General features: G+C 56.9%; 12 protein-coding genes. 1 reads left to right on the plus strand and 11 read right to left on the minus strand.

Features of this window, described 5'->3' with window-relative positions:
- Window positions 1-5: 5 nt before the first annotated feature.
- The 4 genes from glpX to BQ5462_RS10445 all read right to left on the minus strand — a co-directional run bounded on the left by glpX (window position 6) and on the right by BQ5462_RS10445 (window position 4,767).
- The gene (gene glpX / locus BQ5462_RS10430; protein ID WP_071143231.1) at window positions 6-968 is read right to left on the minus strand and encodes a class II fructose-bisphosphatase; all 963 of its coding nucleotides are present in this window, start codon (window positions 966-968) and stop codon (window positions 6-8) included.
- Window positions 969-1,036: 68 nt separating this feature from the next.
- Window positions 1,037-2,656 carry a CTP synthase gene (locus tag BQ5462_RS10435; RefSeq protein ID WP_071143232.1) on the minus strand — a complete coding sequence of 540 codons (1,620 nt, stop codon included), beginning with the start codon at window positions 2,654-2,656 and terminating at the stop codon, window positions 1,037-1,039.
- A 31-nt stretch (window positions 2,657-2,687) separates the two neighbouring features.
- On the minus strand, window positions 2,688-4,346 hold the full coding sequence (gene argS, locus BQ5462_RS10440) for an arginine--tRNA ligase (RefSeq protein ID WP_071143233.1): 1,659 nt from the start codon (window positions 4,344-4,346) through the stop codon (window positions 2,688-2,690).
- Window positions 4,288-4,767 (minus strand): YwiB family protein, encoded by a 480-nt coding sequence (locus BQ5462_RS10445; RefSeq protein WP_071143234.1) that lies wholly within the window; start codon window positions 4,765-4,767, stop codon window positions 4,288-4,290. Before BQ5462_RS10445 ends, argS begins: the two co-directional genes overlap by 59 nt.
- 269 nt (window positions 4,768-5,036) lie before the next feature.
- On the opposite strand from BQ5462_RS10445, the gene putP reads away from it, so the two are divergent.
- Window positions 5,037-6,524: a sodium/proline symporter PutP gene (putP, locus tag BQ5462_RS10450; protein WP_071143235.1), complete on the plus strand. Its 1,488-nt coding sequence runs from the start codon at window positions 5,037-5,039 to the stop codon at window positions 6,522-6,524.
- 77 nt (window positions 6,525-6,601) lie between these two features.
- On the opposite strand, the gene BQ5462_RS10455 is transcribed toward putP, so the two are convergent.
- The 7 genes from BQ5462_RS10455 to BQ5462_RS10485 all read right to left on the minus strand — a co-directional run bounded on the left by BQ5462_RS10455 (window position 6,602) and on the right by BQ5462_RS10485 (window position 14,565).
- Window positions 6,602-7,150 (minus strand): GerMN domain-containing protein, encoded by a 549-nt coding sequence (locus BQ5462_RS10455; RefSeq protein WP_071143236.1) that lies wholly within the window; start codon window positions 7,148-7,150, stop codon window positions 6,602-6,604.
- Between the two features lie 5 nt (window positions 7,151-7,155).
- The gene (locus BQ5462_RS10460; RefSeq protein WP_071143237.1) at window positions 7,156-8,256 is read right to left on the minus strand and encodes an N-acetylmuramoyl-L-alanine amidase family protein; all 1,101 of its coding nucleotides are present in this window, start codon (window positions 8,254-8,256) and stop codon (window positions 7,156-7,158) included.
- 98 nt (window positions 8,257-8,354) lie between these two features.
- Window positions 8,355-9,857: a bifunctional ADP-dependent NAD(P)H-hydrate dehydratase/NAD(P)H-hydrate epimerase gene (locus tag BQ5462_RS10465; RefSeq protein ID WP_071143238.1), complete on the minus strand. Its 1,503-nt coding sequence runs from the start codon at window positions 9,855-9,857 to the stop codon at window positions 8,355-8,357.
- Between the two features lies 1 nt (window position 9,858).
- The gene (acpS, locus tag BQ5462_RS10470; RefSeq protein WP_071143239.1) at window positions 9,859-10,233 is read right to left on the minus strand and encodes a holo-ACP synthase; all 375 of its coding nucleotides are present in this window, start codon (window positions 10,231-10,233) and stop codon (window positions 9,859-9,861) included.
- An 84-nt stretch (window positions 10,234-10,317) separates the two neighbouring features.
- Complete coding sequence (locus BQ5462_RS10475; protein ID WP_071143240.1) at window positions 10,318-11,637, minus strand: replication-associated recombination protein A; 1,320 nt, start codon at window positions 11,635-11,637, stop codon at window positions 10,318-10,320.
- A gap of 80 nt (window positions 11,638-11,717) precedes the next feature.
- The gene (locus BQ5462_RS10480) at window positions 11,718-13,301 is read right to left on the minus strand and encodes a ClC family H(+)/Cl(-) exchange transporter (protein ID WP_071143241.1); all 1,584 of its coding nucleotides are present in this window, start codon (window positions 13,299-13,301) and stop codon (window positions 11,718-11,720) included.
- Window positions 13,294-14,565, minus strand: coding sequence for a diaminopimelate decarboxylase family protein (locus tag BQ5462_RS10485; RefSeq protein WP_071143386.1), 1,272 nt, complete (start codon window positions 14,563-14,565; stop codon window positions 13,294-13,296). The genes BQ5462_RS10480 and BQ5462_RS10485 overlap by 8 nt, the downstream gene beginning before the upstream one ends.
- Window positions 14,566-14,581: the final 16 nt, after the last annotated feature.

Below are 14,581 nucleotides of genomic sequence, written 5' to 3' on the forward strand. Positions count from 1 at the left end.
ATTTCTTACAGTTTGACGTTGATGTCGTCCCGATTAAAGGTATGTACGGCATCCACGAACCGGACAGTGCCGGTGGCATACCGCATGGAAATGGTATCCGTCCGGGCACCATTGCCGAAGTAGTTGACACCCCGCAGGTTGTCACAGTTGGTGATGGCCGTTGCCGTGAACATGGCATCATCGCCCTTGACCAGATCGTCGATGGTCAGGATTTTCTTCGTATCTTCGATCCCCATCTTGCGGCACCGTTCCACCTGGTCCTCGTTTTCCGGAACCAGACGGGCCTGCATATCGCCACCCAGGCATTTCAGCCCGCAAGCAGCCAGTACGCCTTCCGGAGCGCCGCCCCGGCCGATGTACATATGCACGCCAGACCCTTCCAGGCCGGTTTCGATGATGGGATTCACATCGCCGTCGCTGATCAGACGGATCCGGGCACCTGCTGCACGGACTTCTTCAATGATCTTGCGGTGACGGGGACGATCCAGGGCAACCACCACCAGGTCGTTGACATTCCGGTGCATGGCCTTGGCAACCCGTTCCAGGTTCACAGCCACAGGATCGTCGATGTTGATGCAGCCTTTGGCACGGGGACCCACAGCGATCTTATCCATGTACATATCGGGAGCATGGAGCAGGCAGCCTTTCGGAGCAATGGCGATGACGGCAATGGCGCCGTTCTGGCCTTTGGCCACCAGGTTCGTGCCTTCTACAGGGTCCACAGCGATATCCACTTCCGGACCGCCGGCCCCTACATGTTCACCGATATACAGCATCGGGGCTTCATCCATTTCCCCTTCGCCGATGACAACCGTACCACTGATGTTCACGGTGTCGAACATTTTCCGCATGGCGTCTACAGCCAGCTGGTCAATGCCGTTCTTGTCCCCCAGGCCAACGCCACGACCACTGGCAATGGCGGCAGCTTCCGTTACGCGGACAAATTCCATGGATAATTCTCTATTCATTCACTACGCCTCCCATTAGTTCGGCAATTTTCATTGCCCTTTCATTGTACCTGCTATTCGTCCAGAAATCAATGGTTATGATACTTCAATGCTGCAGCAATGAAGGCCTTGAACAGAGGATGGGGATTGGTGGGACGGGATTTCAGTTCCGGATGGAACTGTACGCCCATGAACCAGGGATGTACATCCGAAGGCAGTTCCACCATTTCCACCAGTTTGCCATTGGGCAGGGTACCGCCCAGCACCAGTCCGTGGTTGAACAGGTCGTCCCGCAGTTCATTGTTCACTTCGTACCGATGACGATGCCGTTCGCTGATCATTTCGGTGCCGTAGGCCTGGTAGGCCAGGGTGCCGGGTACCAGCTTGCAGGGATAAGCCCCCAGACGCATGGTGCCGCCCTTGATTTCCACGCTCATCTGTTCGGGCATCAGATAGATCACAGGGTACGGAGTGGCTTCATCGAATTCCGTGGAGTTGGCTTTGGTCATACCGCACACATCCCGGGCATATTCGATGACGGCGCACTGCATCCCCAGGCAGATCCCGAAGAAGGGGATCTTGTTTTCCCGGGCATACTGGATGGCACGGATCATGCCTTCGATTCCCCGGTCACCGAAGCCGCCGGGCACCAGGATGCCGTCCACGCCCTTGAAGATGCTTGCAAAGTCCGCTTTGGGATCTTCCAGATCCACGGCGTTGATGTATTCGATGTCCACATCGGCGTCATGGAAATAGCTGGCATGTTTCAGGGCTTCCACGATGCTGATGTAGGCATCGGGCAGTTCCACGTATTTCCCAACCACAGCAATGGTGGATTTCTTGTCGTGGGGAGCCAGGATTTTCTTCACCATGGCATGCCAGGCAGCCATGTCTTTCGGTCTGTCTTCCATGCCCAGTTTCCGCAGCACCACTTTGTCCATGCCCTGGTCTTCCAGCAGCATGGGGACTTCGTAAATGCTGGGAGCGGTAATGGACTGGAACACCGCATCTGCATCCACGTCGCAGAACATGGAAATCTTTTCCCGCATTTCCTTGCTGATTTCTTTTTCGCTGCGGCACACCAGGATATCCGGAGTGATCCCGATGCTGCGCAGTTCCTTGACGCTGTGCTGGGTGGGTTTCGTCTTCAGTTCGCCGGCAGCGGAGATGTAGGGGATCAGGGTTACATGGATGTACAGCACATCATTGCGGCCCACATCCTTCTTGACCTGCCGGATGGCTTCCATGAAAGGTTCGGATTCAATATCCCCCACGGTCCCACCGATTTCGGTGATCACGAAATCCGCATGTTCTTCCCGGCCCACCCGGTAGACCCGTTCCTTGATTTCGTTGGTGATATGAGGAATGACCTGTACGGTACGGCCCAGATAATCGCCCCGGCGTTCCTTGTTGATGACCGATTGATAGATCCGGCCGGCGGTCACGTTGGAGTTCCGGGTCAGGCTGATGTCGATGAACCGTTCATAATGGCCCAGATCCAGGTCTGTTTCAGCACCGTCGTCAGTGACGAACACTTCGCCGTGCTGGTAGGGGCTCATGGTACCGGGGTCGATGTTGATGTACGGATCGAACTTCTGGATGGTGACCTTATAGCCTCTGCTCTTCAGCAGACGTCCCAGAGAAGCCGCCGTAATCCCTTTACCCAGAGACGATACCACACCGCCCGTTACAAAAATATACTTGGTCATTTTCTTCCTCCCTTTTTGGCTTTCGCCTAACTTACATATGGTCCGGAGCGCTGACACCCAGGATCTTCAAACCATGGCGCAAGGTGTTGCCCACAGCTGTAATCAATACCAGACGAGCCTGCTGCACGGCAGGTTCCACGCCCAGGACACGGCACTGGTTGTAGAACGAATGGAACAGTCCGGCCAGGTCGTACACATAATGGGCGATCTTGTGGGGAGCCCGTTCGGCTGCCGCCGTTTCGATCAGCTCCTCGTAATCGTTCAGTTTCTTGATCAGATCGATTTCGATGGGTTCCTTCAGGACGGTCAGGTCACAGTCCTTATCCAGGACCACACTGGCCTCTTCCAGCTGCCGCAGGATGCTGCAGATCCGGGCATGGGCATACTGTACATAGTACACCGGATTGTCATTGGAATGTTCCGTAGCCAGCGTCAGATCGAAGTCCAGCTGGCTGTCCATGCTCCGCATGATGAAGAAGAACCGGGCCGCATCGGTGCCCACTTCCTCGATCAGTTCGTTCAGCGTGACGCTCTTGCCCGTCCGCTTGCTCATCTTCACCAGCTGGCCGTTCCGGTACAGTGCCACCATCTGGAGGATCAGCACTTCCAGCCGTTCGGGATCATAGCCCAGGGCCTGCATGGCCGCCTTCACCCGGGGAATGTACCCGTGATGATCGGCACCCCACAGGTTGATGACCCGGTCAAAGCCCCGCTGGAATTTGTTCTGGTGGTAAGCGATGTCCGCGGCAAAATACGTGGATACCCCATTGTCGCGGATGACCACCCGGTCTTTATCGTCTCCGAAGGCCGTGGATCTGAACCACTTGGCTCCTTCTTTTTCGTACACATACCCTTTTTCCTGGAGTTCGTCCACCACCTGGTGGATCTTATCGGCGTCATGGAGGGACTGTTCACTGAACCAGACGTCGAACTCACAATTGAAGGCTTCCAGGTCTTCCTTCAGGGCAGCCAGTTTCTCTTCCTTGGCAATGGTCTGGAACTGCTCCAGGCGCTGTTCTTCCGGCATATGGATGAACTTGTCGCCGTATTTGTCCCGGATCCGTCTGGCCGTCACCTTGATGTCTTCCCCGTGGTACCCGTTTTCCGGGAATTCGCAGGGGATGTTGAACAGTTCCAGGTACCGGGCATTCACGGACAGGGCCAGGTTGTGCATCTGGTTGCCGGCATCGTTGATGTAATACTCCCGGGTCACATCGTACCCGGCGGCCTTCATCAGATTGGCCAGGGCACTGCCCACAGCCGCTCCCCGTCCATGGCCCACATGGAGCGGACCGGTGGGATTGGCACTGACGTACTCGATCTGAATCTTTTCGCCCTTTTTCGGCGGCAGATTCCCATAGCTCTCCCCTTTGTCCACAATGGCCTTCAGAGCGGCAGCCAGCCAGTCTTCCTTCAAGTAGAAGTTCAAAAATCCGGGACCGGCGATTTCCACTTTCTCCACCTGGGGGCAATCCAGGAATTCCTGGACAGCTCCAGCGATCACCCGGGGTGCACAATGGAAATTCCGGGCCGCCTGCAACGCAAAATTGGTGGCAAAATCGCCAAAAGATTTCTGGGGCGGTACGGTCAATACCACCGGTGCCAGTTCACCCTGGGGCAGTTTACCTGCCTCAATGGCTTTCCGGACGGCAGCTGTGACGGCTTCCGCCAGTACATTCTTCATGTCCACTGATTTTTTCCTCCTCGATCTCAATTCGCAAACAAATCCTTCCACTGGGCTGATTGTCCATTTCCAAATCGTAGGACAGCCCCACCTTCCAGCTGTGTTCCTGCCGGTCAATGGCCAGGCTGCGGGTGAACACCGTCATGGGCACAGTAAAATACGGGGTCCTGTATTGAAACGTACTGTTCCGGCCCCGTTCGTACTGCTGCCGATGTTCATAACGGCCGTGCCGGATTACCGTCAGAGAATCCTCCGTCCATTTCAGGGTGGTACGGGTCCCCTCCATGCCGGTGACTTTGGTTTCTTCATACCGGACATAGGTGGTCCCATTCTTTTCCGTCAGCTGCCCGAAGGCCACCAGTGTAATGGGCTTCGTATCTCCCAGCCCCTGGCTTTCACTATGGATGGTAATCTTAACTGGTGTCATGGCGTCTCCACAATAAGTAGAGGGTTGCCCCTGTGCAAGCCAGCACCATCAGCGCGGCGAAGGAGCAAGCCCTCATTCGGATTTCGTTATGGTTGTTTTGTGCAGCAAAAAATGTAGTATCCTTGCCTTATTCTTGTTTATTTTATATTAATCCTCTCCAAAAGGCAAGAGGAAGCTCCGGGAAAGATGGAATTCTTTCCTTTGTTGCCACAATGATGGGTTCTATTATATAATGAAGGTTATTACGATATATGAAAGGAAGTGTGTCTATGCACATCGCATTGAGCACGGTGATCGCCCTGGTCCTGTATTTTTCGGTCCTGATCGGGATCGGACTGATCACGTATAAAAAGGATGAGGACATGGAAGGCTACGCCCTAGGGGGACGGGCCCTGGGGCCCTGGGTCACTTCCATGAGTGCCGAAGCCTCGGACATGAGCGGCTGGATGCTCATGGGGCTGCCGGGCTATGCCTACATGGCCGGCATCAGCGCCTTCTGGATTGCTCTAGGGCTGATCCTGGGCACCTGGGTGAACTGGGTGGTGATCGCCAAACGGCTGCGGATCTTCACCCGGGTCATGGGCAATGCCATCACCCTGCCGGAATACTTCGACAACCGGTTCTACGACAAACACAAAAAGCTGCGGATTGCTTCTGCCTTTTTCATTTTCATCTTTTTCCTGATCTACACCTCCTCCAGCTTTGTAGCCGGTGGCAAGCTGTTCAATACGGCTTTCGGGCTGGATTACCGGTATTCCCTGTTCCTGACGGCGGGCATCGTGGTGTTCTACACCCTGATGGGCGGTTTTGCAGCCGTATGCTGGACGGACCTGTTCCAGGGCTTTTTGATGTTCTTCTCCATCCTGGTGGTGCCCATCACGGCCATGTACACCATCGGCGGGGTGGATGCCACCATGGAACGGCTGAATTCCATCAGCCCCAACTATTTCAACCTGTTCCAGGGCGCTGATGGCAGCATGCTGAGCCTGACCGCCATCATTTCCCTGCTGGCCTGGGGGCTGGGATATTTCGGCCAGCCCCATATCCTGGTGCGTTTCATGGCCATCCGGGATCCCAAAAGCATCAAACAGGCCACCCACATCGCGGTGACCTGGGTGGTGATTTCTCTGGCCATGGCCGTGCTGGTGGGGCTCACCGGGCGGGTCTATCTGGGAGACGTCCTCAAGGGGGGCGCCGCTGAAACGGTCTTCATCCAGATGACCGGTCATTTCTATCATCCCTTTGTGGCCGGGATCATCACATCCGGTATCCTGGGTGCCATCATGAGTACGTCGGACAGCCAGCTGCTGGTGGCTGCCTCCTCCTTCACCACGGACTTCTACAAGATCCTGATCAATCCGAAAGCCTCCGCAGGGGAACTGGTACGGATGAGCCGGATGATGATCATCGTGGTCTCCGCGCTTTCCCTGGTGCTGGCCATGAATCCTGACAGCATGATCCTAAACATCGTGTCCTATGCCTGGGCCGGATTCGGAGCCGCCTTCGGACCTCTGGTCCTCTTCTCCCTGTTCTGGCGGCGGATGACCACGGACGGGGCCTTTGCCGGCATCGTGGTGGGCGGTACCACGGTCCTGGTGTGGAAGAACTTCTTCGCCTTCACCGGGGTCTATGAAATCATTCCCGGATTCATCCTGTCCTCCCTGGCCATCCTGCTGGTCAGCAAGCTGGACAAGGAACCGGAACCGGACGTGGTGGCCCGGTACGACGAAGCCGTTGCAAAGCTGAGGGAAGAATGATCCTACGAAAGAGAAAAGAAGCCGTGAGCAAATGCCAGGCATTTGCTCACGGCTTCTTTTTTATCTGGGGACGGCTGTTACTTTGCAATGTATGATTTGTTCCGCTTCAACGGGGTTTCCAGGTCCTGTCCTCCCAGCACCGTAACCTTTTTGCCGGCACTGGTAAACTGTACGGACTGGATCTCCGGCAGTTCCGTCAGGGTATCCACGATGGCATACAGCATCAGCACCGTATCCTGGTCTCCCCTGCGGGTGCGGAATTCCTTGCTGAAATCCACCGTAGCCACCTGGCCCTTCACCGTGACCTTGTTGACTTTCAAGCCTTTGGGGAACGTGGTGTCCCCCTCCGGCCGCTTCTCCACCAGTTCCTTCAGGAGCTGCAGGGGCAGCTTCTCCCGGCTGGCGGTGAGCTTCACCGTACCGGCGGTGAGCTTGCCGCCCTTCCCGGCCCGGTAGATAGTAAACTGGCTGGCTTGGGTCCGAGATGCTTTCTGATCCTGTTCTGCCACGGTCTGCCCGCTTTTCGGGGCATCCGGGTTCGTCGTCTGGGCCGCTCCGCAGCCGCCCAGAAACAGTCCGGCTCCCACCAGGAGCACGGCGGTCCATTGGGTCAGCGTTTTCTGCATAGGCTTCAACCTCCCTGGTGCTGATTGTAGAAGTCTTCGATTCCGTCGGCAATAGCGTTGGCCACCTTATTCTGGAACCAATCGGAAATCAGCAGTTTCTCTTCCCGGGCATTGGTCAGGAACAGACATTCCACCAGTGCACCCGGCATGGTGCTCCGCTTGTTCACATAGAAGTTGGCGAACCGTACGCCCAGATCATCCACATCGGCTGTCTTCATCAGCTGGTCCTGGATGCACTGGGCCACCTGGATATCATACTTGGTCTTGGGATAATAATAGGTGGAGAACCCGCCTACGCTGGTATTTTCGCTGGCATTGATATGGATGCTGATGAACATGTCCGAATGGCTGTTTTCCGCCACATCCACCCGTGCCTGCAGTTCTTCGGCATCGGTGGCATCGGGCCCGTACACATCCACGTCCGTGGTCCGGGTCATATAGACAATGGCACCCTTCTTCTCCAGCAGAGCCTTCACCTTCTTGGTGATGGGCAGCGTCACGTCCTTTTCAAAGGTCCCTGTGCGCAGTCCGTGGGTCCCGGGATCCGTGCCGCCGTGGCCGGCATCCAGGGTGATCCGTTTGCCCCGGATGCCGCCCACTACGGAATAGGTATTGCCGAACCGGGGTCCGCTGGGCTTGGTCCAGGGAGAGCTGCTGGGCCGTTTGGTATTCTTCGGCGTGAACGTTTTCTGAGGCGGTGCCGCGATCACGTCCACCACCACCCGGGTGGGCCGTTTGGCAACCCGGTCTTCCTTCAGGCTGAACACATTGAACATTCCCTTTTGCAGGGGTTTCTTCATATTCACATGGACCACTGTGGAATTGACCTTCCGTTCCAGATACACCCGGGATACATAGGTGGCATTCTTGGGCGTGGTCACCCGGGGAATGGAGGACTTCAGATTGCCGTACACGGTAACCCGCAGTTCATTGTCCAGCATCTCCGTCTTATATTTCGTCGCCTGGTTGGTATCCAGGACGATCCGCAACCGTCCATTGGGATTGACACCGTAGACCACATTCTGGATTTTCGACGCTGCCTGGGCGTTGCCCGTTCCCAGACACGCCACCAGACAGAAAACAAGTAACAGCAGTTTTTTTAACACCTTGAACCTCCTCTGGGGAAATCAGCCGAGCTTTCCGCCGACTTCCGACATACCCGGCCATTGTAACACGTTCTTCCTCTGTGTGCAAATGGTCAGGGTCATCTGGCTTTTGTCCGGTCGATGGCCTGGGGCAGTTTTTCCAGCAGATCACCGGCTGCCAGGCCGATGGTACCGTTTGCAGCGGCCAGATCACCGGCCAGCCCATGGAGGTATACGCCGCAGCAGGCAGCCCGCACCAGGTTCAGTCCCTGGCCCAGCAGGGCGGCAATGGTACCGGTGAGCACATCACCGCAGCCGCCGGTGGCCATCCCTTCGTTCCCGGTGGTATTGATGTAGATCTGGCCATCGGGTTGGGCAATGATGGTGGGGGTACATTTCAGCACCACCACAGCCTGCCACTTCCTGGCCCCTTCCCGGGCTGCCGCCACCGGATCCTCCAGCACCTGGCTGACCGGTACGCCCAGCAACCGGGCCATTTCTCCCGGATGGGGGGTAAATATTTTATGTTTCAGGGATTGCAGCAGGGCATCGTCCCCGGCCAGGGCATTGAGCCCGTCCGCATCCAAGACCAGCGGCTGCTGCAACTGGGGCAGAAGTTCCCGCAGATACTGGACGGTTTCCGGTGCCTTTCCGGCGCCCGGTCCGGCGGCTACTACATCGTAGGCCTGGAAGGCTTTCAGACTTGCTTCCGTCACCGGCCGCACCATCACTTCCGTGGATTTGATGATCAGCGGCTGCAGCACTTCCGGCTGGGTATACAGGGTCACCAGACCGGCCCCGGCCCGCACAGCGGCCTTGGAGCACAGTTCCGCCGCCCCGGCATAGCCCAGGCTGCCGGCCAGGATGCCGATGCGCCCGTTCATGCCCTTATGGGCATTGGGAGGCCGTTTGGGCAGGGTGTGCTGCACCAGATCCTCTGTCAACAGTTCTGCCCGGCTTTCTGCTTCCAGGACAAGAGAAGGCGGTGTATCCAGATCGGCCAGGACGATCCTGCCCGTATAACCGGCACCGGGGTACAGATACAGCCCCGGTTTGGGCGCAATCATGGTCACGGTCAGCCGGGCGTGGAGGGCCACGTCCGTATGGCCCGTATCAGCAGCCACCCCGCTGGGGATATCCACGGCCAGTACGGGTACAGGAACCATCTGCAGGGTCTCCAGCAGGGACCGGATGGGTTCCCGCACCTTGCCGTGGAAGCTGGTTCCCAGCAGGGCATCCACAAACAGATCCGCCTGGGCACAGGCCTGGAGCACATCGTTCTGGTCCTTTTCCCAACGCAGGATGGTAAAGGGGAAGCTGGCATCGATCTTATACTGGAGAGCGGCTCCCGGGCCGAAGCTTTCCGGCGCCTCGGCCAGTACCAGGGTCACCAGGGCACCCCGCTTCAACAGGAACCGGGCAGCGGCCAGTCCATCTCCGCCGTTGTTGCCCTTGCCCACGAACAGGATGATTTTCCTGTCCTTCACAGTCTCCAGCAGTTCCTGGGCAGCATCGGCCACAGCCCGGCCTGCATTCTCGATCAGGACTGCTTCCGGGATCCCCATCTCGCCGATGGCTTTCGTATCCACTTTTTTCATGGCTGCACTTGCAATGAGTTTCATCTTATTCCTCCAACAGTACTTGGGCAATGGCATTTTCCGCAGTATGGCTCAGGCTTACATGGATCCGTTCCACCTGCCGGGTCAGAGCGGCTACCCGCAGCTGTCCCATGAGATGGAGCCGGGGAGCCCCGGTCTTTTCATCCACCAGGATTTCCACCTGCTGGAGCTGGCTCAGATGGATGCCCGTCCCCAGGGCCTTGCCCAGGGCTTCCTTGGCCGCATACCGGGCTGCATAGGATTCCACACTGTGGGCGCCCTTCTTTTCGCAATAGGCGATTTCCTCGTCGGTAAATACTTTTTCCCTGAAGCCTGTCTGTTTCAGGGCCCGTTCCATCCGGCCCACTTCCAGGATATCCACACCGATTCCAATGATCATACCCAATTCCTTCTTTCAATGCTTTTTTATCATAAAGAATGAATGTAACAAACTCTTGACAAATCCGTGTCCTTTCGGAATTTTCTAGCGGCTGTGTTCCCGCTTCCAGTCCTTGATCTGCTGCAGCCGGACCTTATACCGGGCCTCCAGGCCCTGCTCCGTGGGATGATAGTAGGTCCGGTCCTTCAAGGCATCGGGCAGACACTGCATGGCCGCCATCTTCTCTTTCGTATCGTGGGCGTATACATACCCCCTGCCGTAGCCAAGGTCCTTCATGAGCCGGGTCGGCGCATTGCGGATATTCATGGGTACCGGTTCGTTCAGGTGCTTCTGGGCATCCCCTTTCGCCTCATTGTAGGCCAGCTCCATGGCATTGGATTTGGGCGCCATGGCCAGATAGATCACTGCATGGGTCAGGTTCACAGAACATTCGGGCATGCCGATGAAGTGGCAGGCCTGGTAGGCCGCCACTGCGATCTCCAGACCACGGGAATCGGCCAGTCCCACGTCCTCACTGGCGAAGCGTACCACCCGCCGGGCGATGTAGAGAGGATCCTCCCCGGCTTCCAGCATCCGGGCCAGCCAGTACACCGCCGCATCGGGATCCGAATTCCGCATGGATTTGTGCAGGGCGGAGATCAGATTGTAATGTTCTTCCCCGGACTTGTCGTAGAGCAGGGATTTTTTGGCCGTACACTGCTCGATCAGTTCCCGGGTCACATGGATGCCGTCGTCCTTCTTTTCCCCGTTCAGCACCACCATTTCCAGGGTGGAAAGGGCTGACCGGGCGTCCCCGTTGGAGAATTCAGCCAGGAAATCCAGGCATCCCTCCTCCATATGGACATTTTCATTGCCAAAGCCCCGGGGATCCCTAAGGGCATGCTGGAGGATCTTTTTGATATCCTCCCTGCCCAGCGCCTTCAGTACAAACACCTTGCAGCGGCTGAGCAGGGCTCCGTTCACCTCAAAGGAAGGATTTTCCGTGGTGGCCCCGATCAGGATGATGGCCCCTTTTTCCACAAAAGGCAGGAACGCATCCTGCTGGGCCCGGTTGAACCGATGGATTTCGTCCACGAACACGATGGTCCGTCCCCCGAACCGCCGGTTGTCATCCGCTCTCTGCATCACCGTACGGATTTCCTTGATGCCGCTGGTGACGGCTGAAAAATTGATGAAATTGGCCCGGGTGGTATGTGCGATGATTTGGGCCAGTGTGGTCTTGCCCACACCGGGAGGTCCCCAGAAGATCATGGAAGAAATCCGGTCTTCCTCAATCAGATTCCGCAGGATCTTGCCGGGGCCCAGCAGCTGCTCCTGCCCCACGAACTCATCCAGGGTGCGGGGGCGCAGCCGGGCCGCCAGGGGTTCCTCCGCCGGGGGAGCGAACAGACTGTCTTCTTCCATGGAATCCACCTCCTTGTTTCCGTAACTTTCATTATACCATGATTTCCACAGAAACAAAAAATGAAACCGGGGAGCTGCGCTCACACGGTTTCATTCTGGGTCTTGAACAATCGATTCAATTGATGGAGATGGGCATGATTGGGGATCAGGTACACATAGTCCCCCCCCATGAGCACCGTATTGGCCTGGGGAATGATATCCGCATCTCCCCGCCGTACACAGATTACCAGGGCCCTGCCCGGCAGCCGGATTTCCTGGAGGGTCTTCCCTTCCACCGGGGATCCTCCTTCCACCGCCACTTCCACCAGCATCTGTTCCGCCGGTGCCTCCACCAGCTCCTTGACCCGGGAAGTTTTCCTCAGGGCCCGTTCCAGCATGGCATCAAAAATGGGCGTATCGTGGACCATTTCCCCGGCCGCATAGGCGAAAAGGGTAACAATGCCCAGTGGCACCAGGTGGTAGAACCGCCCGGTCATTTCCAGCAGCAGCAGAATGGCTGTCACCGGTGCCCGCACAGACCCGGCAAACCAGCCGGCCATGCCCAGCATGACCATGTTCAGCCGGTAAGCTTCCGGCAAAAGTCCCAGCAGCACCATCAGATTCCCATACAGAGCGCCGCACAGGCTGCCCAGCACCAGCATGGGCTGCAGGCTGCCGCCGGGAGCTCCGGAACCGGTGCTCAAAATGGTGAAGAGGAACTTGCCCAGCAGCACCACCAGGATCATGGACAAGGTTCCCTTCAGACTGATCATGGCCTCGATGACCCCATCCCCGGCGCCCAGCACCTGGGGCAGGAAATAGGTCAGGGGAATGGTGAGCAGCAGGGGGAACGCAATCTTCATCCAGTCCTTTTTGAAAATGGGCAGGCTGTAGAATCTTCCGATGCGGAGAGACCCTTTGTTGAAGGCCACGCCCAAAAATCCGGAAAACAGCCCCAGGCCAATCACGTGGGGAAGCAGTTCCAGAGGCAGGAACGGCATCTCAGGAAAGGTCAGCACCGTTTCTCTGCCAAAGAACCAGTGGACCATCACCGTGGTGGTCATACAGGCCATCAGGGTGGGTACCATGACCATGGAGGACAGGTTCTTGTGGATGGCTTCCATGGTGAACATGACCCCGGCCATGGGCGCATTGAAGGCGGCTGCCAGTCCGGCACCGGCCCCGCTGCTGATCAGGGCCCGTTTTTCCAGGTTGGTGTTGTTCAGGGCGTTGCCCACGCCCTGGCCTGTCATGGCCCCGATCTGCACCGAAGGCCCTTCCCGTCCCATGGAGAGCCCGGCTCCGATGCCCAGGGACGTATCCACCAGTTTCACCAGGATGACCCGGGCCCAGTGGGTACTTTTTTCCAGCCCCAGTACAATGCCCCGCACCTGGGGAATGCCGCTTCCCCCGGCAATGGGCGCCCAGCGTACCAGCAGGGCAATGATCAGGGCAACCAGGATCAGGGCAGCCACCCAGATCAGGGTATAGGACGGGGGTACATTCTGGAGAAAATGCACCATCCGGGACCGGTTCTTCGCCACAAAGCCCAGACAGAGCCGCAGCAGGATGATGCACAGCCCGGTCGCCACCCCCACCAGGATCCCCTCAAAAGCCAGTTTCAGCTTCAGGTTGGGAATGTGCAGCATCCCCTCCAGGGTTTTCTGTCTATCTGCCTCATTCATCTTTCAGGTTGTTGAACAGGCCGGTGAAATCCAGGGTAGCGAAATAATCCTTGGGAGTCTCGGCCCGCCGCAGCAATTCTACAGAACCATCTTCCTTCAGCAGCAGTTCTGCACACCACAGTTTGGCGTTGTAGTTGTACCCCATGGCCGAACCATGGGCCCCGGCATCGTGGATAAACAGGTAGTCCCCTTTTTCGATTTCCGGCAGTTTCCGGTCGATGGCAAATTTATCGTTGTTTTCGCACAGGCCGCCGGTCACATCATAGGTATGGTCACAGGGGGCATCTTCCTTGCCCAGCACGGTGATGTGATGGTACGCTCCATACATGGCCGGCCGCATCAGGTTGGCGGCGCAGGCATCCACACCCACATATTCCTTGTAGATGTGTTTGAAATGCAGCACCCTGGTAACCAGGGCACCATAAGGACCGGTGACGAAGCGGCCCATTTCGGTGAACAGGGCTACATTGCCCATGCCTTCCGGTACCAGGACTTCATCGTATACCTTATGGACCCCTTCGCCGATCACAGCGATGTCATTGGGGACCTGATCCGGTTTGTAGGGGATCCCCACGCCACCGGACAGGTTGATGAATTCCACAGCCACACCGGTATCGTGTTTCATTTCCACGGCCAGCTGGAACAGCTGCCGGGCCAGTTCCGGATAATAGCCATTGGATACGGTGTTGCTGGCCAGGAACGCATGGATGCCGAAATGTTTGACACCCTTTTTCTTCAGGATCTTAAAGGCTTCCCGCAGCTGATCCTTGGTCATCCCATATTTGGAATCACCGGGGTTGTCCATGATGTCATTGCCCAGGGAGAACACACCACCCGGGTTGTACCGGCAGCAGATGGTTTCCGGAATGCCGGCCACCTGTTCCAGGAAGTCGATCATGGTGAAATCATCCAGATTGATGATGGCCCCCAGTTTGTAGGCTTCCTGCATATCTTTCACAGGCGTATCATTGGAGGAGAACATGATATCGTGCCCTTTGAATCCGCACACATCACTGAGCAGCAGTTCCGGATAGGAAGAGCAGTCCGTTCCACAGCCTTCTTCTTTCATGATTTTCAGGATGCCGGGCAGCGGCGTGGCTTTGACGGCAAAATATTCCTTGTAGCCCTTGTTCCAGGCAAAAGCCTTATAAATGCTGCGCACCGTTTCCCGGATGCCTTTTTCGTCGTAGACATAGAATGGTGTCGGAAATGTTTCCGCGATTTTTTCTACCTGTTCTTTCGTGACAAATGGAACTTTCTTCATGTTGGTCATTACCCCC

The organism is Acidaminococcus timonensis, assembly GCF_900106585.1.
Lineage (GTDB): Bacteria > Bacillota > Negativicutes > Acidaminococcales > Acidaminococcaceae > Acidaminococcus > Acidaminococcus timonensis.

What these genes read in the sequence shown, in the direction of transcription:
- BQ5462_RS10475 (WP_071143240.1), bottom strand. Translation starts at nt 11,637, where the DNA reads ATGGAAGAAGACAGTCTGTTCGCTCCCCCGGCGGAGGAACCCCTGGCG.
- BQ5462_RS10455 (WP_071143236.1), bottom strand. Translation starts at nt 7,150, where the DNA reads ATGCAGAAAACGCTGACCCAATGGACCGCCGTGCTCCTGGTGGGAGCC.
- acpS (WP_071143239.1), bottom strand. Translation starts at nt 10,233, where the DNA reads ATGATCATTGGAATCGGTGTGGATATCCTGGAAGTGGGCCGGATGGAA.
- BQ5462_RS10485 (WP_071143386.1), bottom strand. Translation starts at nt 14,565, where the DNA reads ATGAAGAAAGTTCCATTTGTCACGAAAGAACAGGTAGAAAAAATCGCG.
- BQ5462_RS10465 (WP_071143238.1), bottom strand. Translation starts at nt 9,857, where the DNA reads ATGAAACTCATTGCAAGTGCAGCCATGAAAAAAGTGGATACGAAAGCC.
- BQ5462_RS10480 (WP_071143241.1), bottom strand. Translation starts at nt 13,301, where the DNA reads ATGAATGAGGCAGATAGACAGAAAACCCTGGAGGGGATGCTGCACATT.
- BQ5462_RS10435 (WP_071143232.1), bottom strand. Translation starts at nt 2,656, where the DNA reads ATGACCAAGTATATTTTTGTAACGGGCGGTGTGGTATCGTCTCTGGGT.
- glpX (WP_071143231.1), bottom strand. Translation starts at nt 968, where the DNA reads ATGAATAGAGAATTATCCATGGAATTTGTCCGCGTAACGGAAGCTGCC.
- BQ5462_RS10445 (WP_071143234.1), bottom strand. Translation starts at nt 4,767, where the DNA reads ATGACACCAGTTAAGATTACCATCCATAGTGAAAGCCAGGGGCTGGGA.
- putP (WP_071143235.1), top strand. Translation starts at nt 5,037, where the DNA reads ATGCACATCGCATTGAGCACGGTGATCGCCCTGGTCCTGTATTTTTCG.